Origin of the sequence: Ensifer sp. KUDG1 (assembly GCF_050434285.1) — a bacterium.
In the GTDB taxonomy this organism is placed as follows: Bacteria; Pseudomonadota; Alphaproteobacteria; order Rhizobiales; family Rhizobiaceae; genus Ensifer.
The window spans coordinates 45,698-66,797 of the sequence record NZ_JBNDIG010000016.1 but is presented as its reverse complement, the minus strand read 5'-3'; the positions used below and the strand labels follow the sequence as shown (position 1 = coordinate 66,797).

Here is a 21,100-nt window from a genome sequence, read left to right as displayed (position 1 = left end):
CTAACCAGATTAAATATCCAATTTGGTGGCGGAGGAGAGAGCCCGTGCAGTTTGCCCGCATCAACGACATCACGATCCACTATCAGGTGATCGGCGCCACCGGCGACCGGCCGGTGCTGGTTTTCGCCAATTCGCTCGGCACGGACTTTCGCATCTGGCGCGACGTCATCGTCCGGCTGGCCGGCGATTACGCCATCGTTCTCTACGACAAGCGCGGCCACGGTCTCTCGGATATCGGCCCGGCCCCTTACGCGATCGAGGATCATGCCAACGACCTGGCCGGCCTGCTCGACATGCTCTCGGTCAAGCAGGCGATCATCTGCGGCCTTTCGGTCGGCGGCCTGATTGCGCAGTCGCTCTACCAGCGGCGAGCGGATCTGGTGCGGGCGCTCGTCCTTTGCGACACGGCGCACAAGATCGGTACGGCCGAGAGCTGGGCGGCGCGCATCGCAGCGGTCGAGGACAAGGGCATCGAGGCGATTGCCGACAGCGTGCTCGAGCGCTGGTTCACGCCCGCCTTTCGCCGCCCGGAAAACACTGCCCTTTCCGGCTACCGCAACATGCTCGTCCGTCAGCCGGTGACCGGTTATGTCGCCACCTGTGCCGCTATCCGTGATGCCGACTATACCGAGGCGGCTGCGCGCATCGCCGTGCCGACGCTTTGCGTTGTCGGCGATCAGGACGGCTCGACGCCGCCGGATGTGGTGCTGGCCACCGCCCGCCTCATTCCCGGCGCACACTACGAAGTCATCCGCGATGCCGGCCACATTCCCTGCGTCGAGAACCCGGAAGCCTTGACCGCGGTGCTTCGCGCCTTCTTCGAAATTGCAATGCATGGAGACAGGACCCATGAGTGACGCTTCTGCGCCCTCCGACCGCTATCGCCAGGGCATGGCCACACGCCGAGCGGTGCTCGGCGACAATCACGTGGATCGGACGCAGTCGGTTTCCACCGAATTCGACCGCCCCTTCCAGGAACTGATCACCGAAGCGGCGTGGGGGCATGTCTGGTCGCGGCCAACCTGGACGAAGCGCGAGCGCTCGATCGTGACGATCGCGTTGCTCGCAGCCCTTGGCCAGGACGACGAGGTCGCCATGCATGTGCGGGCGACCGCCAACACCGGCGCGACCCGCGAGGATATCTGCGAGGCGTTGCTGCACGTGGCAATCTATGCCGGCGTGCCGGCGGCCAATCACGCGATCAAGATCGCCAAGCAGGTGTTTGCCGAGATCGATGCCGGCACGGCGGCCTGACGGGAGGAAGCGATGTCCGACAGAACCAAAGGAAAGCCGGAGACGGGCGCCTTTTTCGCGCGCGACCGTGCATGGCATGCGCCGGCGCTGACGCCGGGCTACAAGACCTCGGTGCTGCGCTCGCCGCAGAAGGCGCTGCTTTCGCTCGACGGCACGATTTCGGAAATCACCGGCCCGGTCTTCGGGCACTCGATCATCGGCGAACTCGACAACGACCTCATCCACAACTTTGCCAAGCCGGGCGAGAGCGCCATTGGCGAGCGCATCATCGTGCATGGCCGGGTGCTCGACGAGCGCGGCCGCGCCGTGCCCGGGGCGCTGCTCGAATTCTGGCAGGCCAATGCCGGCGGCCGCTATCGCCACAAGAAGGAAAGCTATCTCGCGCCGCTCGATCCGAATTTCGGCGGTTGCGGCCGCACGATCACCGATGCGGAGGGGGGCTATGCTTTCCGCACGATCAAGCCCGGTCCCTATCCCTGGCCGAACGGCGTCAACGACTGGCGCCCGGCGCATATCCATTTCTCGGTCTTCGGCCACGGCTTCGCGCAGCGGCTGATCACCCAGATGTACTTCGAGGGCGATCCGATGATCTGGAAGTGTCCGATCGTCAACACCATCCCGGACCGCCAGGCGGTCGAACAATTGATCGCCCCGCTCGACTGGGCAAACACCATTCCCTTCGACGCACGGGCCTACAAGTTCGATATCGTGCTGCGGGGACGCCGCTCGACACTGTTCGAGAACCGGCTGGAGGGCAACTGATGGTTCAGCAACTCGGCTACCTCAAGGAGACGCCCTCGCAGACGGCCGGTCCCTATGTGCATATTGGCCTCACCCCGAACTTCTGCGGCATTGGCGGCGTCTACGAGGCCGACCTCGGATCGCGGATGGTGAACGGCGAGACGCGTGGCGAGCGCATCACCGTCACCGGACGGGTGATCGACGGCGCCGGCGCGCCGCTGAAGGACGCGCTCGTGGAGATCTGGCAGGCGGACGCCGCCGGGCTCTACAATTCGCCGACCGAGATACGCGGTTCTGCGGACGCCAACTTCACCGGCTGGGGGCGCTGTTCAACCGGTGCAGACGAGGGGGTCTTTTCCTTCGAGACGATCAAGCCTGGGCAGGTTCCCTACAGCCACGACCGGCAGATGGCACCGCATATCACCTTCTGGATCGTCGCGCGTGGCATCAATGTGGGGCTTCACACCCGCATGTATTTCCCGGACGAGGCGGAAGCCAACGCCGCCGACCCGCTGCTTGCGCGCATCGAGCATCGCCATCGCGTCGCCACGCTTGTCGCGACCGGAACGGCGCCTAATTATGTCTTCGACATTCACCTGCAAGGTGAGAAGGAAACGGTCTTCCTCGACATCTGAACAGGAATGTCACGCCTGGACATGGAGTGCCTGATGGGCGGCATTCCGGGCAGCAGGTGGCATTTCGTTCGGCGAGCCGCATCCGCGACCAGAAACGGGGAAATCATGACCTATTCCGCCTTCGACCACCCTTATCTCTCCGGGTTGCTGGGGGATGAGGCGGTTGCCGCCGAGTTCTCGGCCTCCGCCGATATCCATGCGATGCTCGCCTTCGAGGCGGCGCTTGCGCGGGCCGAGGCGGTGCACGGCATCATCCCGGCTAAGGCCGCCGACCGGATCACCGAGGCCTGCCGCGCCTTTTCGCCCGATGTCAGCGCGCTGCGGCGGGCGGTGGCGGCCGATGGGGTGGTGGTTCCGGAACTCGTGCGGCAGTTGCGGGCGATCGTCGGCGGCGAGGCGGCGGACCACGTGCATTATGGCGCCACCAGCCAGGATGTCATCGACACCAGCCTGATGCTGCGGATGAAGGCGGTCGCCGAGCTTTTCGCCGTCCGGCTCGGCAGCGTCGTCACGGTGCTCGAGGAGTGCGACAACGAATGGGGCGAGCACACACTGATGGGGCGCACCCGCATGCAGGCGGCGATCCCGATCACGGTGTCGGACCGGCTGCGCAGCTGGATCGAGCCGCTGCTCGATCACAAGGACCGGCTGGAAGCCATGGACCGCGATCTCTTCGCCGTTCAGTTCGGCGGTGCCGCCGGCACGCTGGAGAAGCTCGGGGACCGCGCAGACGATGTGCGCGCGACGCTTGCCGAAGAGCTCGACCTTGCCGACTTTCCGCAATGGCACAGCCAGCGCTCGGAGGTGGCGGATTTCGCCAATGCGCTGTCACTGATCACAGGCAGCCTCGGCAAGTTCGGTCAGGACGTCGCCTTGATGGCGCAGCAGGGCGACGAGATCGAACTTGCGGGCGGCGGCGGCTCGTCGGCCATGCCGCACAAGCAGAACCCGGTGGCCGCCGAGGTTCTGGTGGCGCTCGCCCGGTTCAACGCGACCCAGCTTTCCGGCATGCACCATGCGCTGGTCCACGAACAGGAACGCTCCGGCGCCGCCTGGACGCTGGAATGGCTGATCATGCCGCAGATGGCCGGTGCGACGGCGGCGGCGCTTCGTCTGGCTGGCGAACTCGTCGGCAACATACGCAGGCTCGGCCGCGCCTGAGCGGGCTCGCGGCCGGTTCCTTCAGCGGGCCGCGCGCAACATCGAGCGATAGCGTACCTGGCTGTTTTTCAAGTGCTGGCGCATGGCGCTGCGTGCCCCGTCTTCGTCTCCATCCTGGATGGCGATGAGGATGGCCTCGTGCTCCGCGATCAATCGCGACAGTTCAGCCGACGCCAGAACGGTTTCCTCGCCGCTCTCTGAAACCGCGCGTCGGGGGATGAGCGCCGTGCCCAGCATCTGGAGGAACTCGCTGAAGCGCGGGTTGTTGGTCGCCTGGGCGATTGCCAGATGGAAGTTGAAATCGGCCTCCGCCGTTGGCCGTCCCTCCGCTGCACTTGCGCAGAAGCTGTCGAAGGCTTCGGCGATCTTTTCTTCCTGGGCCGGCGAACGGCGAAGGGCGGCAAGCGCTGCGGCGTCGCCCTCGACGGCGGTCCTCAGTTCCAGCATTTCGATCAGCGAAGAGACGCGCGCAAGATCGATTCCGTGGAACGGCAGCGGGGTCGAAGGCGCAGGCTCCAGCACGAAGACACCGATACCGTGCCGCGCCTCGACAAGCCCGCCGGAGCGCAGCGCCGCGATCGCTTCGCGCACGACAGTGCGGCTCACACCGAATTCCTGGGTCAGTTGCGCTTCCGAAGGCAGGCGGTCCCCCGGCTTGTAATGCCCGGTGCCGATCTGGCCGCTGAGGGCGTCCGTCACCTTGGCCACCAGCGTCTTGCCTTGAGGGGCGGGTGTGTCGGGGGCGGTGACGTTGCTCATGGGTTTGGCCGTTTCTGCGACTTGGATGTTGTGTGTCTGGATACGCCATTGCCGATCGAGGGCGCAATCCATGGCTGGCTGCAATGCGCCGGAACCAGGGGCGATATCTCAATAAATCGGATCATCGACGAAGGCGCCGCCCTGATAACGCACGAGACTATCCCCTGGCTGCGGTTTGGGGGTGTTTTCAGCGATCTTCTGACGGAACACCTCGGCATTGTCCTTCGGGCGCCAGCCGAGCCAGGAAACATGCGAATTGTCCCACCAGCCGGCGTCGTTGGCCGATGCGCCCCAGATGACCGGGCAACCGAGAACCGGCACACGGAAGACGGCCTCGACGAGCGATACGAAGTCTTGATGGGAAAGCCAGGTGGAGAGCATGCGGTAGTTGACGGGCTCGGGCAGGCAGGAGCCGATGCGGACCTGAGCGGTCTCCTGGCCGAACTTCTCAAAATACATGCGCGCCAGCGCTTCGCCGAAGCACTTCGATACGCCGTAGAGCCCGTCGGGCCGATAGGGCGCGTTCGGGCCGAGCCGTTCGCCTTGCGGATAGTAGCCGATCGTGTGGTTGGTGCTGGCAAAGAGGATACGCGGCCTGTTGTTGGCGCGCGCCGCCTCATAGAGATTGTAGAGGCCGAGAATGTTGCCGTCGAGGATTTCCGAGAAGGGGCGTTCGACCGAGATGCCGCCCAGATGCACGATCGCGTCACAGCCGGCGACAAGCTCGTCGACGGCGCCGCGGTCTGCCAGGTCGCACTGAACGCATTCCTCGTTTTCACCCGGCGGATCGAGCGGTGCGCGGTCTGACAGGCGGATCGTCCTTGCCATCGGGGCCAGCATTTGGCGCATGACGCGGCCCAACTGGCCCGCTGCGCCGGTGATCAGAAGTCGTTCCATCGCCTGTCCTCCCTCATGCTGGCGCCAACGCTATCCGCGAGTGCTAACCTGCATGTCATATGATGACCGCTAACATATAATATATCTATATTGCAACGTTCATCGGGGCAGGTGTTCGCTCGTTCGTTTGAGAGCCGCGCGGCTTTGGGCTTCAACCCAGTTCTTGTTCGGTCAGCGGTCGAGGGAAATCTCGATATCTCATATGATGACTTGTATTATGACATATTGACATGCGTGTGATGACTTGCTTAGTAGGTCTTGTCGAGTTTGAGGGAGGGCCCGCACGTTATGACCCCTGAGCAAATCAAGGCCGCACTTGGATCGGGCCTGCTTTCGTTCCCGGTGACGCATTTCGATGCGGAGGGTCGTTTTGCGCCCGACAGCTACCGGGCGCATGTCGAGTGGCTGGCCGGCTACAAGGCGCCGGTGCTGTTTGCCGCCGGCGGCACCGGCGAGTTCTTTTCGCTGAAGCCGGACGAGATCCCCGGCATCGTCCGGGCGGCCAAGGATGTTTCCGGCGACACGGCGATCGTATCGGGCTGCGGCTATGGCACCGAGATGGCGGTCGACATCGCCCGCTCGGTCGAGCGCGTCGGCGCCGACGGAATCCTGCTTCTGCCGCACTACCTGATCGATGCGCCGCAGGAGGGGCTTTATGCCCATGTGAAGACGATCTGCCAGTCGGTCGGCATCGGCGTCATGGTCTATAACCGCGACAACGCGGTGCTGCAGGCCGATACGCTGGCGCGGCTCTGCGACGAATGCCCGAACCTGATCGGCTTCAAGGATGGCACCGGCGATATCGGGCTGGTGCGCCAGGTCACCGCCAAGATGGGCGACCGGCTGATGTATCTCGGCGGCATGCCGACGGCGGAACTGTTTGCCGAGGCCTATCTCGGTGCCGGCTTCACCACCTATTCCTCGGCCGTCTTCAACTTCGTGCCGGGCCTTGCCAACGAATTCTATTCAGCCCTTCGCGCCGGCGAGCGCGCCACCTGCGAGCGCATCCTCAACGAGTTCTTCTATCCGTTCATGGCGATCCGCAACCGCGCCAAGGGCTATGCGGTGTCGGCGATCAAGGCCGGCGTGCGGCTGCAGGGTTTTGATGCCGGTCCGGTGCGTGCGCCGCTGAAAGACCTGACCGAGGAGGAAGTCGCCATGCTCGACGCGCTCATCGGTGCGAACAAGCGTCGGAAATGAGCGTATTGCGAGGATAGCCCATGAAGATCGTCGCCGTCCGTACCCATCTTCTCGAACATCGACTGGCCGTGCCGTTCGAAAGCGCCTCCATGCGTTTTGACCGTCGCGCCCATGTGCTGGTCGAGATCGAATGCGACGACGGCACGATCGGCTGGGGCGAATGCCTCGGCCCGGCGCGGCCGAATGCGGCGGTGGTTGCGGCTTACACGCCCTGGCTGATCGGCCAGGATCCGCGCCAGACGGAAAAGCTCTGGGCGATCCTCTACAATGCACTGCGGGACCAGGGGCAGCGCGGACTTGCGATCACCGCCCTTTCCGGCATCGATATCGCGCTCTGGGACATCAAGGGCAAACACTATCGTGCCTCCGTCTCGATGCTCATCGGCGGGCGCTGGCGCGAGAGCGTGCGGGCCTACGCGACCGGCAGCTTCAAGCGCGACGGCGTCGACCGGGTCTCCGACAATGCGCTGGAGATGGCGGAGCGCCGGGCGCAAGGCTTTCACGCCTGCAAGATCAAGATCGGCTTCGGCATCGAGGAAGACCTGCGGGTCATCCGCGCGGTGCGCGAGGCGATCGGCGACGACATGCGGCTGATGATCGACGCCAACCACGGCTATACCGTCACCGAGGCGATCCGGTTGGGCAAGGCGGCGGCCGACTACGACATCGACTGGTTCGAGGAACCGGTGGTACCGGAGCAGCTTTCGGCCTATCGCGAGGTCAGGGCGGGGCAGCCGATCCCGGTTGCCGGTGGGGAGACCTGGCATAGCCGTTACGGCATGTGGCCGGCGATCGAAAGCCGCGCCGTCGATATCCTGCAGCCGGATCTCTGCGGCTGCGGCGGTTTTTCCGAGATGGCGAAGATCGCAAGCCTTGCGACGCTGCACGGCGTGCGCATCGTGCCGCATGTCTGGGGCACCGGCGTGCACATCGCTGCCGCACTGCAGTTCATGGCGGCAATGACGCCGGATCCGGTGCGGATCAATCCGATCGAGCCGATCCTGGAGTTCGACCGGACGGAAAATCCGTTCCGACAGGCGGTGCTGAAGACGCCGATCGAGGCGGAGGGCGGTGTCGTTGCCATTCCCGACGCGCCCGGCCTTGGCATCGAGATCGACCGCGACGCACTTGCCCAGTTCAAGATGCCCGAGAGCGCACAATGATCGAGCGAACCCTGACCGGCCGCCCGCCTGAACCGCGCCTGCCGAAAGGGGCGGTCGACGCGCAGATGCACATGTATCTCCCGGGGTTTCCGTCGCTTGCCGGAGGGCCGCCCTTGCCGGCCGCGCCACTACCGGATGCTGCGGCCTACCGCGAGGTCATGGACTGGCTCGGGATCGACCGGGTGATCATCACGCAGGGCAACGCCCATCAGAAGGACAACGCCAATCTGCTCGCTTGCCTCGCCGAAATGGGCGATGTCGCGCGCGGTGTCGCCGTCATCGACGAAACCACATCGGATGCAGAAATGGGCGCACTCAGCGAAGCGGGCGTCGTCGGCGCCCGTATCATGGATCTGCCCGGCGGGGCGGTGGGGCTCGACGCGTTGGAGGCGGTCGATGCGCGGGCGCATGCGGCGGACTGGATGATCGCCGTCCAGTTCGACGGCAACCGGTTGCTCGACCATCTGCCGCGGCTGGCGCGCATCCGCTCGCGCTGGGTGTTCGATCATCACGGCAAGTTCTTCGCCGGTGTCGATCCGAATGGGCCGGAGATTGCGGCTCTCTTGACGCTGATCGATCGCGGCAATGTCTGGTTCAAGTTCGCCGGCGCCTACGAGAGTTCGCGCGACGGGTGGCCCTATGAGGATGTGGCCGCCGTCTCCAGGAAGATTGCCGCGCACGCGCCGGAACGCATCGTCTGGGGCTCCAACTGGCCGCACAACATGATCCGCAAGACGGAAGACTATCCCGACGATGCCCGGCTGACCGACCTGGTGCTCGGCTGGCTTGCCGACGAACGGACCAGGCATCTGGCCCTCGTCGAGAACCCTGAACGCCTGTTCAAGCTGCCGGCCTTCGCCGCGGTGTAGTTGCCGCGGGTGCTGGGAGGCGCCCGTGGAACCCACAACTTGGAGATTTCGCATGCCGGCCCGGACGGGCAGCAACCCGGTCTTGGGAGAGGCCGAAGCACGACTAGAGGAGGAGGAAAACATGAAGAAAATTGCAAGCATGCTTTGCGTCGCCATGGGGCTGGCGTTTGCCGGCACAGCGGCGCAGGCGCAGGAAATCACCCTGCGTTCGGCAGACATCCATCCGGATGGCTACCCGACCGTCGATGCGGTCAAGTACATGGGGCAATTGCTCTCCGAGCGAACCAACGGCCGCATCAAGATCGAGGTCATGAACAACGGCGTGCTCGGCGGCGAAAAGGACACGATCGAGCAGACCCGCTTCGGCGTCATCGACATGAACCGCGTCAACGCGGCACCGTTCAACAACCTCGTCAAGGAGACGATGGTGCTCGGCATGCCGTTCCTGTTCCGCTCGACGGAACATATGCACAAGACCGTCGATGGTCCGATCGGCGATGAGATCCTGGCCGCCTTCGAGCCGCACGGGCTGATCGGTCTCGCCTTCTACGATAGCGGTGCGCGCTCCTTCTACACGACCAAGAAGCCGATCGAGAAACTCGCCGACCTCAAGGGCCTGAAGATCCGCGTGCAGCAGTCCGATCTCTGGATCGCGATGATGCAGGCCTTCGGCGCCAATCCGACGCCGATGCCGATGGGCGAAGTCTATTCCTCGCTCGAGACGGGCGTCGTCGATGGTGCCGAGAACAATTGGCCGTCCTACGAATCCGCCCGCCATTTCGAGGTGGCCAAGAATTACTCGCTGACCGAACACTCCCTCAATCCGGAAATCCTCGTCATTTCCAAGATGAGCTGGGACAAGCTTTCCCCTGAAGACCAGACACTGCTCCGCCAGGCGGCCAAGGACAGCGTCGGCAAGATGCGCGAGCTTTGGAGCGCGCGCGAAAAGGCGTCCGAGGAGAAGGTTCGCGCTGCCGGTGCGAACGTGATCAAGGTCAACAAGGAGGAGTTCGCGGCCGCCATGGGGCCGGTCTACGACCAGTTCGTCAGCGATCCGAAGCTGAAAGACCTTCTCGAAAGGGTGAAGGCCGTCAAGTGACAGCGGTGAGGCCGGCTCCGGGATCGGGGCCGGCTTTCGCTACCGTTCACCGGATCGCCTTTGCGGAGGAGGAAGACACATGCGTCGTTTCATGCGGACGATACGTCCGTTTCTAGGCGCGCTGAGCCGCGCTTCGCTCTACATCGCCGGCATCGGCATGGTCGCGATGACCCTGATCGTCGGCTGGCAGGTCTTTGCCCGCTATATCCTGAACGACTCGCCGAGCTGGTCGGAGCCCTTGGCTCTCCATCTCATGGCCTGGTTCATCATGCTCGGCGCTGCCGTCGGCGTGCGGGAAAGCGTGCATCTCGGCCTTGATGTCGTCCGACACGTGATGAAGCCGTCGGTGCAGCTGGCCATGGATCTGGCGAGCCTCGGGCTGATCGTCGTCTTCGGGTTGGCGATGGCCTACTACGGCCTGCTCCTTTCGGCCGGCACCTGGACGGCGACCATTCCGGTTCTCGGATGGCCCGGCGGCGTCGACTTTTTCCCGCTCATCGTCGGCGGCGCCATGATCGCCCTTTTTGCGGCGGAGCGCTTTCTCGACCAGTTTCTCGGTGTCGAACTCGCGGCGGATGTCGTCGTGCAGGAGATGGCCTGAATGGCTTACACTATCCTCTTCGGGGTCTTTACCCTCCTGATGCTCATCGGCATGCCGATCGCCTTCTGCCTCGGCATCGCTTCGTTCGCGACCGTGCTCTATCTCGGCCTGCCGCCGGTGGTGGTGTTCCAGCAGCTGAATTCGGGCATGAACGTCTTTGCCATGATGGCGATCCCGTTCTTCATCTTCGCTGGCGACCTGATGGTGCGCGGCGGCATCGCCAACCGGCTGATCCAGTTTGCCGCCGGCCTCGTCGGCCACCTGCGCGGCGGCCTCGGCCAGGTCAACATCGTTGCCTCGACGCTCTTCGGCGGCATTTCCGGCTCGGCCGTTGCCGACGCCTCGGCGGTCGGCGGCCTGATGATCCCGCAGATGGCCAAGCGCGGCTATGACCGCGACTATGCCGTCAACGTCACGGTCAATGCGGCGATCATCGCGTTGATGGTTCCGCCGTCGCACAACATGATCCTCTATTCGATCGCCGCCGGCGGCAATGTTTCGGTCGCCGATCTCTTCACCGCCGGCATCATCCCGGGGCTCTTGCTTGCGCTCGCGCTGATGGTGACGGCCTATGTCGTTGCCAGGCGCCGAGGCTATCCGTCCGAACCGTTTCCGGGCTTTGCCAAGGTCTTCTACTACCTGCTCGCCTCGTTTCCCGGCATCGTGCTGATCGGCATCATCTTCGGCGGCGTGCGCTCCGGCGTCTTCACCGCCACGGAAAGCTCGTGCATTGCCGTGCTCTATGCCTTCCTCGTCGCCATGCTTGTTTATCGCGAGCTCAATTGGACGGGCTTCGTCGAGGCGGTCATGGGGGCGGTGCGTACGACGGCGATGGTGCTGCTCGTCATCGGCATGGCGGCGTCCTTCGGCTGGCTGATGGCCTTCCTGCAGGTGCAGGCACTGATGATCAGCGCCATCGGCGCGATCTCGGAAAACCCGATCATCGTGTTGCTCGTCATCAACATCATCCTTTTGATCCTCGGCACCTTCATGGACATGGCGCCAATGGTGATCATCTGCACGCCGGTGCTGCTGCCCGTGGTCAAGGCCTTCGGCATCGATCCGGTGCATTTCGGCGTGGTGATGATCCTGAACGCCGGCATCGGCCTCAACACGCCGCCGGTTGGAACCGTGCTCTTCGTCGGCTGCGCCGTCGGTGGGATTACCATTCGCGAAGCGATGCGCACGATCTGGCCGTTCTTCGGCGCCAGCATCGCGGTGCTGATGGCGGTCACCTACATTCCGGCGCTGTCGCTCTGGTTGCCCTCGGTCTTCCGGTGAGCTGATCGCCGGCGATACCTCTGGGCTCGGCATGGCTTGCCGGGCCCGCTCCATCCTGACCGCGGGCCGGCTATTCGTTTCCGTTGGCGGCGAGACACTGGCGCTCGAGGCGCTTCAGGAAGACGCCGATTTCCTTTGCCGCCTGCAGATCGCCCTTCCGCTCGGCGACTGTACGGCCCTCGCGCCAGACCGCAATCGCCTCCTGGTGGCGGCCGAGCTTGAGGAGGATCGCGCCGCGCAGTTTCCATGCTGCCGAATAGTCCGGATCGAAGGCGAGTGCCCGCTCGACATGGGCCAAGGCGGTTTCGAGATCCGCTTCCTGAAGGCAGATGCTGCCGAGTGTGAAGCGTAAAAGGGCGTCGTCCTTGCCGTCCTGTAAGAGCTTTTCGAGCACTTGCCGCATGGCTTCCTCCTCCGCGATCGCCGGTTCAGGCCGCAGGCTTGCTTGGGGTAAGGGGCGCATGCCCATTGCTTGCCAGCGCCGGCAGCGATCTCGTCCTTTCGAGAGACTGATACCGGCGGCGGCCCCAGATCAAGGGGGCGGCATGGGCAGATGTCTCGGTTGCGACAATTGTTCCCACGAACAGCATATGGTCGCCCACCTCGATCGAAGCGCTGAGCAGGCAGTCGAGCGTGGCAGCCGCGCCGAGCAGCCTTGGCCGTCCGCTCGGCCAGTCTGCCCAAATGCCGACGAGATAGCGCTTCGACGCGTCGATCTTGCCGGCAAAGGCATCTGCGATCAGTTCCTGGCCCTCAGCCAGCATGGCAAGCGAAAACCCCCGCTCGGCGGCGATCAGCGCGGCAAGCGGACTGTCCGCCTTGATCGACACGACGATCGAGGGCGGGTTGGCGGAGAGCGAGAAGGTGGCCGTCACCGTCCGGCCAAGACTGTCGGCACCCTTGCCGGCGCTCGCCACGCAGACGGTTGCGGCGAGATGCGACAGGGTGTCGGCGAACGCCGGTTTCGACACGGCGAGGGCCGCATGGGCGTCGATGGCGAGGGAGGGCGGAGGTGTCTGGCGCATGGGGCTTCTTCCAAGATGAAATAGCCCGTGGCGGCGGGGAGACGCCACGGGATTTGCAGAAGCCTGCGCTCAGGCGGGGGCGAGCGGCTGCTGCAACTCTTCGACCGATCGGGGCGCGAACGTTTTCCAGTCCGCGCCGCGTTTCAATCGGTCAGGCCGACTTCAGTTCCGCTTCGGCAAACTCATAGTTGGCAAGCTTGTCGAGGAAGTTCGAGGTGTAGTCCGGGCGACGGTTGCGGTAGTCGATGTAATAGGCGTGTTCCCAGACATCGAGGCCGAGCAGCGCCTTGCCTTCGTCGGTGGCAACCGGGTTGGAGCCATTGGCGGTCTTCGTGACCTTCAGCTTGCCGTCCTGGCCGAGTACCAGCCAGGCCCAGCCGGAACCGAACTGGCTGGTGGCAGCTGCCTTGAAGGCATCCTTGAAGGCAGCGACGCTGCCGAAATCTTCGGTGATCTTCTTTTCAAGCACGCCCGGGATCTGGCCGCCCTTCGGCGAAAGGTTGTTCCAGAACAGGATGTGGTTCCAGTGCTGGCCGGCATTGTTGAAGACCGGGGCCAGTTCCGCCTTGCCGTGGCTGAGTCGAATGATCTCTTCCAGCGACAGGCCGGCGAGCGAGGCATCCTTGTCGACGAAGCCATTCAGTGCCGTGACATAGGCCTGGTGATGCTTGCCGTGGTGAAACTCGATCGTCTCGGCGCTCATGCCGTTGTCCGAGAGTGCTGTGGCGGCGTAGGGAAGGGCGGGAAGTTCGAAGGCCATGGTCAAATCCTTTGCGGGCGGGGCACTCTCGGATCACTTGTCTGCGAACGTAGGAGAGTATATTTAGCAAGACAATTCTTTGTAAATCTGCGCGCGGGAATATGTCAAGCGATCACTTGTTAAATCCAAAGCAAAGCGCCGGCCGCACCCCGGGCGAACGCATCATGCTGGCCCTGAAGCTACACGGGCCGCAGACCGCGGCAGCGCTCGGCAAACGCCTGGCGATCACCGGAGAGGCCGTGCGCCAGCAGCTCGTGCGTCTCGCCGAGGACGGGCTGGCCATGTCATGGTCCGAGGCAAAAGGTGTCGGTCGTCCGTCGCAGTTCTGGGGCTTAACCGCTGCTGGCCACGCGGAGTTTCCGGACACACACGCGGAGCTGACCGTTCAGCTCTTGCGCACCATCCGGCAGACGCTTGGCGATGAGGCGATCGACCGGCTGATCGCCGCCCGCGAGGACGAGACCCGTCAGAACTATCGTGCGGCGATGGTGGAGAAGGAGAGCCTGCGCGAACGGGTCGACGTGCTCGTTCGACTGCGGTCGCAGGAAGGTTATATGGCGGCTTGCGAGGATCCGGGCGACGGTACGCTGCTGTTCGTCGAGAACCATTGTCCGATCTGCGCTGCCGCGACCAGCTGCCAGGGCTTTTGTCGGGCAGAACTGAGCGTGTTCCGCGCGGTGCTCGGCCCCGGCGTCGAAGTCGAGCGCGCCGAGCATATCCTGGCCGGCGCGCGACGGTGTGCCTATGTGGTCAAGCAGGCCGCTCGGGCCGCCTGATCCTGTCAGGGCAACGGCCTGGCGCACGCCCGTCGACGGGCGCCGCCAACTCCAATCGTGTCAGCGGGCGCCCATGCGCAGGGCGCCGTCGAGGCGGATGACCTCGCCGTTCAGCATGCGGTTTTCGCAGATGTGCTGGACGAGTGCTGCGAATTCGTCCGGTTTGCCGAGGCGCTGCGGGAAGGGCACGCTCTTTCCGAGCGAATCCTGCACTTCTTGCGGCATGCCGGACATCATCGGCGTTTCGAAGATTCCAGGTGCAATGGCGACGACGCGGATACCGTAGCGCGCGAGTTCGCGGGCAATCGGCAGCGTCATCGAGACGACGCCGCCCTTGGAAGCGGCATAGGCCGCCTGGCCGATCTGTCCGTCGAAGGCGGCAACCGAGGCGGTGTTGACGATCACCCCGCGCTCACCATCTTCGCCGGGCTCTTCGCGCTGGATCGCTTCGGAGGCGAGCCGCAGCATGTTGAAGGTGCCGACGAGGTTGATCGCGACCGCGCGCGAAAAGCTGTCGAGACGATGGGGGCCGTCGCGGCCGAGCACCTTTTCCCCTGGCGCGATGCCTGCACAGTTTATGAGCCCGTGCAGATGTCCGAACCGGTCGAGGGCCGCTGCCACGGCTGTGGCGCCATCCGCCTCGCTGGTGACATCCGTCTTCTGGAAGAGCGCGTTGCTGCCGAGTTCGCCGGCCATCTGCTGGCCGGCTGCGGCGTTGACGTCGGCAAGGACCACGCGGGCGCCCGCGCCGTGCAGCCGCCGCGCGACGGCCGCCCCCAGACCCGACCCACCACCGGTAACGATAAAGACTTTTCCATCGATCAGCATATGAGGCTCCTCCCGTACCGGATCGTGTCGTTGAACTACCGACATAGACTTGCTGGCTGTCGAAGCCAAGTTCCGCTGACGACGAGCCGCCTTAGGTGCCGGAGCCTATTGGGCGCCGATCGGCGAGATTTCGATGATCTTGATGCCGATGGCGTTGGTGGCTTCATCGAAGACGATCTCGCCGCGGCCGATGACCATGCCGTTGACCTTGAGCTCCACCGGTTCGCCGAAGTTGCGATCGAGATGGATCGTGTCGTCCTGATGGAGTTTCGAGATCTGCGACACCGTCAGCTTGGCGCGTCCGATGACCGCTTCGATTGCGAGCGGAATGCCCTGAACTGCGCGTTCGCTCATGACGGAACGGCCTTCGAACGCAGGGCTTTCGTCGAGCTCGACCAGCTCATCCTGTAGCTTCTTGTTAATCATTCTGCACCATCCAAAGCACTGATTCACGACTCTTTAACAAAGAGTTGCGCCAGTTCGCCCTGGGTGGCAACCGTGGCTAAATGGGGGTTCCCCGTGCCTTGCAAGCGAGCGTTAACAAAGCGTTAACATCCACAATGTGGAGGCGATGAAAGCCATCAAAGCGTCACCGCAGCCCAGTTTCCGTCCCGTTTCTGGAATCCGATCATGCGGCGGCCATTCGGCAATTTGTCGCCGAGTCGCACGACATAGACGTAACCCTCGTAGACCATCAGCCCGCGATCGCCGTCGCTGAAGAGGATCTGGAAATTCGGCAACTGCATCATCGTGGCGTCGACCTCGGCGCGGGTCACAACCGGGGCGATGGCTGCGACCTCCGTCGAAGGCTCTTTCGCTCCACGCATATAGTAGAGCGATGCCGCGGCGGCTGTAACGAAAAGCAGCAGGCCGCCTGCCAAAGGCAACAGGCGGTTCTTGAAACGTGTCGGGTTCGGTTGAGAGGCGGCAACACTCAAGGTCAACTTCCTGATTCGCTGTATTTTCCGAACGGATCCGGTCACAGGTGGAAAGCGACTGATCTCTCCGGCCGATTCAATTGCCGGATATCTTGCCAAATCTACCTAGTGGAACCGTTCCGTACTTCAAGCCGAGAAGTCACTTGCTTCTCCGACTCGGGCAGCATGCCCACTCGCCGATTTCAGGGACATATGCCCATCGGCGTTTCCACATCTTTTGCGTGCCGTGCGACAATAGCATGTCGCTGGATGATTTTTTAGCTCCCGACGCCGGCAACTGCCAGGCGCCGAGAGCAAAGACCGATCGCTAGCTCTTTCTGATGTCGATCAGTTTCAGCCAGGGCTGAAGGTGAAAGGCACCCATCAGCAGATACATGGCGGTCATCCCGCCGATCGCCGCATGTCCGGTGACGCCGCACAGCATCGGATCGGCCCCGGCGGTTCCCATGTTCGAAAGAACGGCCATCAGGGCGAAGGTGGGGGCGGCGGCAAGCGCCAACCCCGCCGCTATCAAACGGGCGAGGGAGGGCGCCCGCCCGTCGCGCTCACCGGAGCGGGCGCCGATGCTCATGGCTTCGCGCTCGTGTCGGAAGCGCGCATCGCGGCCTCGCCGGCATCCGATACTTCGACCCATCTCTTGTCCGGGGCAGCGCCTTCGACGTAGCTGTCGTTCCAGTTCCACCACTTGTAGGTCGGGGTCTGCGGATATCCGGCCGGCGAATCCTCCCACACCTCCTGTCGGCCGAGCGGAGTGATGTCGAGATAGTTCCAGGTGCCGCCCATCTGTTCGTCGCCGCGGCTGTTGACGAGGTAGGTGCGAAAAAGCTGTTCGCCGTCGCGGAAGAAAACATTGTGGCCGTGCCACTCGCCCACGTCGAAATCGGCATCGAAGCTGTCGGTGATGGTGTACCAGGGCATGGTCCAGCCCATCCGCGCCTTCAGCTTGATAATGTCCGCCTGCGGGGCGCGCGAGGCAAAGACCAGGGTTGTGTCACGGGCGTTGAGGTGCGACAGATGCGCGACCTGATCGGCGACCATCGAGCAGCCCCGGCAGCCGTGATCGGGCCAGCCGTGCACGCCCGGTTCGTAGAAGGCGCGGTAGACGATCAACTGGCGCCGGCCGGCAAAGAGGTCATGCAGGCTCGCCTTGCCGTCGGGACCCTCGAACACGTAGGTCTTGGTCACTGCCATCCACGGCATCCGCCGGCGCTCGGCGGCCAGCGCATCGCGGGCACGGGTGTGCGCCTTCTCCTTTACCAGCATTTCCTGCCGGGCCGTTTCCCAGGCCTGCTGTGAAACCACCGCCGGCTTCTGCATCGCCGGCTCGGCGTCCACGCGTCCGTTGTCGCGTTTCTCGATAGTCTGGGTCATTGTGCCGTTTCTCCTCGTTTCAGCAAAGCTGCTCAACGCAAGGCGGATGCCTTGCTCTCCTGGAGAGCTTGACACCGCAAAAGCGCGAGCGGGAGTAACAAGTGTGGCGGTGTTTTCGTGGCGCTGCCGCTGCCACCGGACAGCGGCGCGAGGGGTACCAATCCAGCGCCTTTTTAGTTGTCGCTGTTGTAATTCCTTGAGGTTGAGCGAGTATGCTTGTCGCAACCACGCGCGGGAGGGCGGCATGCATTTCGTTTCGGATGCGGTTGGCGGGTACAAGATCTTTGCCGTGTCGGGGGTCAACACGGTTTCGTTCGCGATCGACTATCGCAATGCCGACACTACCGGGCTTCTCGGTTTTGCAGTCGAGCGGCATGATCCCGCGGAAGGCGAGCGGTACTACATGTACGGCTTTAAGGTCTTCGAAACGGTGATCTCCCATCCGAATGAGGATACCGTCGTTCTGACCTACGACCATCCCGTCCAGAGTTTCGTCTGGGACGACTTCACGGCCAAGCCCGGTCGGCGCTACGACTATTACTTCCATCCGCTCACGGGCCATGCGAAGAACATCGATCGTTCGGCGCCTGCCATCCGGATCGGCATCAAGACCGAGCCGCTTTTCAGCGAGGAGACGCACGACGTCTTCTTCAACCGCGGTGTCGCGAGCAGCCAGGCCTACCGGCGCCGTTTCGGAAACAAGCCGCCGGACAGGCTGGAAACGCGCGAAAAGACGCTCGAGGCGCTGCAGTGGCTGAGCCGGGACCTTGACGAAGCACTGCTGCGTTTCATCGACGAGGCGGAAGCGGGGGACACGCTGCTCGGCTGCTTTTATGAATTCAGATATCGCCCCGTCGTGGAAAGGCTGAAGGCCGCCTTCGAGCGCGGCGTCGTCGTGAGGCTCGTGCTCGACGCGAAGGAAAATGCCTATACCGACAAGAAGGGTAAGTTCCACGAGAGCTTTCCGCGCGAGGAAAACAAGCAGATCGTTCGCACCGTAGGGCTTCCGAAGGCGGCGATCGCACGGTGGCGCGAGAACAATCCCGCCGACATACAGCACAACAAGTTCATGGTGTTGCTCCCCAAGGATCAGGGCCGAAAGCCGCAGGTCTGGACCGGCTCGACGAACCTCTCGATGGGCGGGGTGCATGGCCAGACCAATGTCGGGCATTGGGTCCGCGACGCCGATCTCGCCAAGGCGTTCGAAAGCTATTGGAAATTGCTCGCCGGGGATCCCGGCGCGGCAAAGACCGACAATGCTGCCGCGAGCAGGGCAAAGCGAAAGGCCTTCCGCAAGGCGGTCTCCGACCTCGCCGAAGTGCCGCAGGCGCCTGCGGATATTCCAGGCGGCGTGACCTCGATTTTCAGTCCGCGTGCCGGAAGCGCTGTCCTCGATATGTATGTGAAGGCGCTGGACGAGGCTCGCTCCTATGGCGGCGTGACGCTCGCCTTCGGGATCAACGACCGCTTCAAGCAAGCGTTTCTCGACAACAGCGCACAGTCCGGCGTGCATCCGGTGCTCTTCCTACTCCTGGAAAAGCGCGACCAGCCGAAGGCCAAGGCAAAGAAGCCGTTCATTCCGCTCACGGCGCGACAAAACGTCTATCAGGCCTGGGGCTCGTATCTGCGCGATCCGGTCTATCAGTGGGCGCGGGAAACCAATGCGCGGGCGCTCGGGCTCAACACTCACGTCGCTTATGTGCATTCGAAGTTTCTGCTGGCTGATCCCCTCGGTGCGGATCCGATGGTCGTTACCGGTTCGGCGAACTTCTCGGATGCGTCGACCAACGACAACGACGAAAACATGCTGCTCATCCGTGGCGATCGGCGCGCCGCCGATATCTACTTCACGGAGTTCAACCGGCTGTTCAACCACTATTATTTCCGCTCTGTCCGAGAGGCGACGGCAAAGAAGAAGTCCGACCGGGACAGGGCGGCGCGCGTCGGGACGTCGGAGGGCGCCGGGGCCAGCCTATTCCTCGATGAAACGGGCGAATGGCTGAAGAAGTACGAGCCCGGCAAGTTGCGAGCCAAGCGCGTTCAGGTCTTCATCGACATGGCGCAACCGGAAAATCTGCCGCCGATCTAGACAGGCAGCATCGATAGGCCGCGAACCCGCGATCGCGCCGTCACGGTGTCGTTTGCTATGCTCCCTGTTGTCGATCGCAATGGGCTGGCGCGCGTGCGGGAACGTGCGTGTCGTGCGCTGGGGATTTCGGCACCCTCGGCTGGTCGAGGGGCGTCGCCTGTGCCAAAACATAACCCCTAAATTATGATTGGCACCCCATATTTCATTTTTACATCACCGTTTGGCATGGCAAGCTGACAACCATCAAATCGACAGTCGTTTGCGACGAGGATGCGGGCGCGGGAGTGGCCGGCATCTCAGGGAGGAAATATGAAGCGGATGATTCTGGCTGCGGTTGCGGCTTTGGCAATGAGCGGTGCTGCCTATGCCGACACGATCAAGATCGGTGTCGTCGGACCGTTCTCCGGCCCCTTCGCCCTGCAGGGCAAGAACTTCAAGGCTGGCATCGACGCCTATATGGCGCTGAACGGCAGCAAGGTCGGCGACGACGATATCGAGATCATCTACCGCGACGTGCCGCAGGCCGATCCCGCCCAGTCGAAGGCGCTGGCGCAGGAACTGGTGGTCAAGGAAGGCGTGCAGTATCTCGCCGGCTTTTACTTCACCCCGGATGCAATGGCGGTGACGCCGCTGCTTACCCAGGCGAATGTCCCGCTCGTCATCATGAACGCAGCGACTTCGGCGATCGTCACCAAGAGCCCGCTCGTCGTGCGCACCTCGTTCACCACCTGGCAGACCTCGACGCCGATCGCCAAGGTTGCCAAGGACGCCGGCGTTTCCAAGGTCATCTCCGTCGTCAGCGACTACGGCCCGGGCGTCGATGCCGAAAACGCCTTCAAGGCGGGCTTCGAAGCGGCCGGCGGGCAAGTGGTCGAAGCGATCCGCATGCCGCTTGCGACCAACGACTTCTCGCCGATCATGCAGCGCATCAAGGATTCCGGTGCCGAGGGTGTATTTGCCTTCCTGCCGTCCGGCCCGACGACGCTCGGCTTCGTCAAGGCCTTCAAGGAAAACGGCCTGAAGGACGGCGGCATCAAGTTCTTCGCCCCGGGCGACCTGACGCAGGAATCCGATTTGCCTGCTCTCGGCGAGGCCGCGCTCGGCATCCAGACGACCTTCCATTACGCCGTCTCGCACGACTCGCCGGAGAACAAGGCCTTCGTCGAAGCGGCGAGCAAGGCGATCGGCAACCCGGCCGAACTCTCCTTCCCCTCGGTCGGAGCCTATGACGGCATGCATGTGATCTACAAGATGATCGAGGCGACCGGCGGCGAGCAGGATGCGGCAAAGGCCGTGGAAGCCGTCAAAGGCCTTTCCTGGGTCAGCCCGCGCGGTCCGGTGACGATCGATCCGGAATCGCGCCACATCACCCAGAACATCTATCTGCGCGAAGTCGCCAAGGCCGATGATGGCACCTATTACAACAAGGAAATCCAGACCTTCGAGAAGCAGGGGGACCCCGGTCTCGCTGCGCTGAAGTAGCCGACTTGGGCGGGCGCCCACGCGCCCGCCGCCACCGATGACGCGGTGACCGGTTGCTCTCGAGCGACCGGCGCGCCCTGCGGCGCCGCGAATGCTGGCGCCGGACTGCCGCTCCGCGCATAGTATGCGCACCGAATCCGGCGCAGCCAAATTTGGAAGAAAGGGCAACGG

General features: G+C 63.6%; 24 protein-coding genes. 14 read left to right on the top strand and 10 right to left on the bottom strand.

Annotated elements, in window-relative coordinates:
• Positions 1–44 precede the first annotated feature (44 nt).
• From pcaD to M2267_RS28835, 5 genes are all read left to right on the top strand, one after another.
• Positions 45–857, top strand: coding sequence for a 3-oxoadipate enol-lactonase (gene pcaD / locus M2267_RS28855; protein ID WP_429119338.1), 813 nt, complete (start codon positions 45–47; stop codon positions 855–857).
• The gene (gene pcaC / locus M2267_RS28850) at positions 850–1,254 is read left to right on the top strand and encodes a 4-carboxymuconolactone decarboxylase (protein ID WP_034801802.1); all 405 of its coding nucleotides are present in this window, start codon (positions 850–852) and stop codon (positions 1,252–1,254) included. Before pcaD ends, pcaC begins: the two co-directional genes overlap by 8 nt.
• Positions 1,255–1,266: 12 nt before the next feature.
• Positions 1,267–2,016 (top strand): protocatechuate 3,4-dioxygenase subunit beta, encoded by a 750-nt coding sequence (pcaH, locus tag M2267_RS28845; protein ID WP_429119337.1) that lies wholly within the window; start codon positions 1,267–1,269, stop codon positions 2,014–2,016.
• Positions 2,016–2,630 (top strand): protocatechuate 3,4-dioxygenase subunit alpha, encoded by a 615-nt coding sequence (gene pcaG, locus M2267_RS28840; protein ID WP_429119336.1) that lies wholly within the window; start codon positions 2,016–2,018, stop codon positions 2,628–2,630. The genes pcaH and pcaG overlap by 1 nt, the downstream gene beginning before the upstream one ends.
• Before the next feature lie 105 nt (positions 2,631–2,735).
• Positions 2,736–3,791, top strand: coding sequence for a 3-carboxy-cis,cis-muconate cycloisomerase (locus M2267_RS28835; RefSeq protein WP_429119335.1), 1,056 nt, complete (start codon positions 2,736–2,738; stop codon positions 3,789–3,791).
• Positions 3,792–3,812: 21 nt separating this feature from the next.
• Here the strand turns inward: M2267_RS28835 and M2267_RS28830 are convergent, their stop codons facing one another.
• Both M2267_RS28830 and M2267_RS28825 read right to left on the bottom strand, forming a co-directional pair.
• The gene (locus M2267_RS28830; RefSeq protein WP_043614941.1) at positions 3,813–4,550 is read right to left on the bottom strand and encodes a FadR/GntR family transcriptional regulator; all 738 of its coding nucleotides are present in this window, start codon (positions 4,548–4,550) and stop codon (positions 3,813–3,815) included.
• A gap of 108 nt (positions 4,551–4,658) precedes the next feature.
• Positions 4,659–5,447 (bottom strand): NAD-dependent epimerase/dehydratase family protein, encoded by a 789-nt coding sequence (locus tag M2267_RS28825; RefSeq protein ID WP_429119334.1) that lies wholly within the window; start codon positions 5,445–5,447, stop codon positions 4,659–4,661.
• Between the two features lie 288 nt (positions 5,448–5,735).
• Between M2267_RS28825 and kdgD the strand changes: the two genes are divergently transcribed.
• From kdgD to M2267_RS28795, 6 genes are all read left to right on the top strand, one after another.
• Entirely contained in the window at positions 5,736–6,647 is a 912-nt protein-coding gene (kdgD, locus tag M2267_RS28820; protein ID WP_429119333.1) for a 5-dehydro-4-deoxyglucarate dehydratase, read from the top strand.
• A gap of 20 nt (positions 6,648–6,667) precedes the next feature.
• The gene (locus M2267_RS28815; protein WP_429119332.1) at positions 6,668–7,810 is read left to right on the top strand and encodes a mandelate racemase/muconate lactonizing enzyme family protein; all 1,143 of its coding nucleotides are present in this window, start codon (positions 6,668–6,670) and stop codon (positions 7,808–7,810) included.
• Positions 7,807–8,679 (top strand): amidohydrolase family protein, encoded by an 873-nt coding sequence (locus M2267_RS28810; RefSeq protein ID WP_429119331.1) that lies wholly within the window; start codon positions 7,807–7,809, stop codon positions 8,677–8,679. The genes M2267_RS28815 and M2267_RS28810 overlap by 4 nt, the downstream gene beginning before the upstream one ends.
• Before the next feature lie 121 nt (positions 8,680–8,800).
• Positions 8,801–9,778, top strand: a complete 978-nt coding sequence (locus tag M2267_RS28805) for a TRAP transporter substrate-binding protein (RefSeq protein ID WP_043614729.1) — start codon at positions 8,801–8,803, stop codon at positions 9,776–9,778.
• 79 nt (positions 9,779–9,857) lie between these two features.
• Positions 9,858–10,379 carry a TRAP transporter small permease gene (locus M2267_RS28800; RefSeq protein ID WP_192450474.1) on the top strand — a complete coding sequence of 174 codons (522 nt, stop codon included), beginning with the start codon at positions 9,858–9,860 and terminating at the stop codon, positions 10,377–10,379.
• Positions 10,380–11,660, top strand: a complete 1,281-nt coding sequence (locus tag M2267_RS28795) for a TRAP transporter large permease (protein ID WP_429119330.1) — start codon at positions 10,380–10,382, stop codon at positions 11,658–11,660. It abuts the gene before it with no gap.
• Positions 11,661–11,730: 70 nt separating this feature from the next.
• Here the strand turns inward: M2267_RS28795 and M2267_RS28790 are convergent, their stop codons facing one another.
• The 3 genes from M2267_RS28790 to M2267_RS28780 form a co-directional block, all read right to left on the bottom strand.
• On the bottom strand, positions 11,731–12,063 hold the full coding sequence (locus M2267_RS28790) for a tetratricopeptide repeat protein (protein ID WP_043614721.1): 333 nt from the start codon (positions 12,061–12,063) through the stop codon (positions 11,731–11,733).
• 25 nt (positions 12,064–12,088) lie between these two features.
• Positions 12,089–12,685 carry a flavin reductase family protein gene (locus M2267_RS28785; RefSeq protein WP_429119329.1) on the bottom strand — a complete coding sequence of 199 codons (597 nt, stop codon included), beginning with the start codon at positions 12,683–12,685 and terminating at the stop codon, positions 12,089–12,091.
• Positions 12,686–12,836: 151 nt separating this feature from the next.
• Entirely contained in the window at positions 12,837–13,445 is a 609-nt protein-coding gene (locus tag M2267_RS28780; RefSeq protein WP_429119328.1) for a superoxide dismutase, read from the bottom strand.
• Positions 13,446–13,609: 164 nt separating this feature from the next.
• Between M2267_RS28780 and M2267_RS28775 the strand changes: the two genes are divergently transcribed.
• Positions 13,610–14,221, top strand: a complete 612-nt coding sequence (locus M2267_RS28775; protein ID WP_429119327.1) for a helix-turn-helix transcriptional regulator — start codon at positions 13,610–13,612, stop codon at positions 14,219–14,221.
• Between the two features lie 60 nt (positions 14,222–14,281).
• Here the strand turns inward: M2267_RS28775 and M2267_RS28770 are convergent, their stop codons facing one another.
• From M2267_RS28770 to M2267_RS28750, 5 genes are all read right to left on the bottom strand, one after another.
• Positions 14,282–15,049, bottom strand: coding sequence for a 3-hydroxyacyl-CoA dehydrogenase (locus M2267_RS28770; protein ID WP_429119326.1), 768 nt, complete (start codon positions 15,047–15,049; stop codon positions 14,282–14,284).
• Between the two features lie 105 nt (positions 15,050–15,154).
• Positions 15,155–15,475, bottom strand: a complete 321-nt coding sequence (locus tag M2267_RS28765; protein ID WP_051659531.1) for a FliM/FliN family flagellar motor switch protein — start codon at positions 15,473–15,475, stop codon at positions 15,155–15,157.
• 155 nt (positions 15,476–15,630) lie between these two features.
• Complete coding sequence (locus tag M2267_RS28760) at positions 15,631–15,987, bottom strand: hypothetical protein (RefSeq protein WP_429119325.1); 357 nt, start codon at positions 15,985–15,987, stop codon at positions 15,631–15,633.
• Positions 15,988–16,294: 307 nt separating this feature from the next.
• Positions 16,295–16,558 (bottom strand): hypothetical protein, encoded by a 264-nt coding sequence (locus M2267_RS28755; RefSeq protein WP_429119324.1) that lies wholly within the window; start codon positions 16,556–16,558, stop codon positions 16,295–16,297.
• Entirely contained in the window at positions 16,555–17,358 is an 804-nt protein-coding gene (locus M2267_RS28750; protein ID WP_429119323.1) for a DUF899 domain-containing protein, read from the bottom strand. The genes M2267_RS28755 and M2267_RS28750 overlap by 4 nt, the downstream gene beginning before the upstream one ends.
• Positions 17,359–17,602: 244 nt before the next feature.
• Here M2267_RS28750 and M2267_RS28745 point away from each other — a divergent pair, with 244 nt between their 5' ends.
• Both M2267_RS28745 and M2267_RS28740 read left to right on the top strand, forming a co-directional pair.
• Entirely contained in the window at positions 17,603–19,447 is a 1,845-nt protein-coding gene (locus M2267_RS28745; RefSeq protein WP_429119322.1) for a phospholipase D-like domain-containing protein, read from the top strand.
• A 309-nt stretch (positions 19,448–19,756) separates the two neighbouring features.
• Positions 19,757–20,929, top strand: coding sequence for an ABC transporter substrate-binding protein (locus M2267_RS28740; protein WP_043614704.1), 1,173 nt, complete (start codon positions 19,757–19,759; stop codon positions 20,927–20,929).
• The last annotated feature ends 171 nt before the right edge of the window (positions 20,930–21,100 follow it).

Coding starts and splice junctions, on each gene's coding strand:
- kdgD (WP_429119333.1), top strand. CDS start 5,736: ATGACCCCTGAGCAAATCAAGGCCGCACTTGGATCGGGCCTGCTTTCG.
- M2267_RS28815 (WP_429119332.1), top strand. CDS start 6,668: ATGAAGATCGTCGCCGTCCGTACCCATCTTCTCGAACATCGACTGGCC.
- M2267_RS28775 (WP_429119327.1), top strand. CDS start 13,610: ATGCTGGCCCTGAAGCTACACGGGCCGCAGACCGCGGCAGCGCTCGGC.
- M2267_RS28770 (WP_429119326.1), bottom strand. CDS start 15,049: ATGCTGATCGATGGAAAAGTCTTTATCGTTACCGGTGGTGGGTCGGGT.
- M2267_RS28835 (WP_429119335.1), top strand. CDS start 2,736: ATGACCTATTCCGCCTTCGACCACCCTTATCTCTCCGGGTTGCTGGGG.
- M2267_RS28745 (WP_429119322.1), top strand. CDS start 17,603: ATGCATTTCGTTTCGGATGCGGTTGGCGGGTACAAGATCTTTGCCGTG.
- M2267_RS28805 (WP_043614729.1), top strand. CDS start 8,801: ATGAAGAAAATTGCAAGCATGCTTTGCGTCGCCATGGGGCTGGCGTTT.
- M2267_RS28800 (WP_192450474.1), top strand. CDS start 9,858: ATGCGTCGTTTCATGCGGACGATACGTCCGTTTCTAGGCGCGCTGAGC.
- M2267_RS28755 (WP_429119324.1), bottom strand. CDS start 16,558: ATGAGCATCGGCGCCCGCTCCGGTGAGCGCGACGGGCGGGCGCCCTCC.
- pcaH (WP_429119337.1), top strand. CDS start 1,267: ATGTCCGACAGAACCAAAGGAAAGCCGGAGACGGGCGCCTTTTTCGCG.
- M2267_RS28810 (WP_429119331.1), top strand. CDS start 7,807: ATGATCGAGCGAACCCTGACCGGCCGCCCGCCTGAACCGCGCCTGCCG.
- pcaC (WP_034801802.1), top strand. CDS start 850: ATGAGTGACGCTTCTGCGCCCTCCGACCGCTATCGCCAGGGCATGGCC.
- M2267_RS28750 (WP_429119323.1), bottom strand. CDS start 17,358: ATGACCCAGACTATCGAGAAACGCGACAACGGACGCGTGGACGCCGAG.
- M2267_RS28825 (WP_429119334.1), bottom strand. CDS start 5,447: ATGGAACGACTTCTGATCACCGGCGCAGCGGGCCAGTTGGGCCGCGTC.
- M2267_RS28795 (WP_429119330.1), top strand. CDS start 10,380: ATGGCTTACACTATCCTCTTCGGGGTCTTTACCCTCCTGATGCTCATC.
- M2267_RS28785 (WP_429119329.1), bottom strand. CDS start 12,685: ATGCGCCAGACACCTCCGCCCTCCCTCGCCATCGACGCCCATGCGGCC.
- M2267_RS28740 (WP_043614704.1), top strand. CDS start 19,757: ATGAAGCGGATGATTCTGGCTGCGGTTGCGGCTTTGGCAATGAGCGGT.
- M2267_RS28780 (WP_429119328.1), bottom strand. CDS start 13,445: ATGGCCTTCGAACTTCCCGCCCTTCCCTACGCCGCCACAGCACTCTCG.
- M2267_RS28830 (WP_043614941.1), bottom strand. CDS start 4,550: ATGAGCAACGTCACCGCCCCCGACACACCCGCCCCTCAAGGCAAGACG.
- M2267_RS28790 (WP_043614721.1), bottom strand. CDS start 12,063: ATGCGGCAAGTGCTCGAAAAGCTCTTACAGGACGGCAAGGACGACGCC.
- M2267_RS28765 (WP_051659531.1), bottom strand. CDS start 15,475: ATGATTAACAAGAAGCTACAGGATGAGCTGGTCGAGCTCGACGAAAGC.
- pcaG (WP_429119336.1), top strand. CDS start 2,016: ATGGTTCAGCAACTCGGCTACCTCAAGGAGACGCCCTCGCAGACGGCC.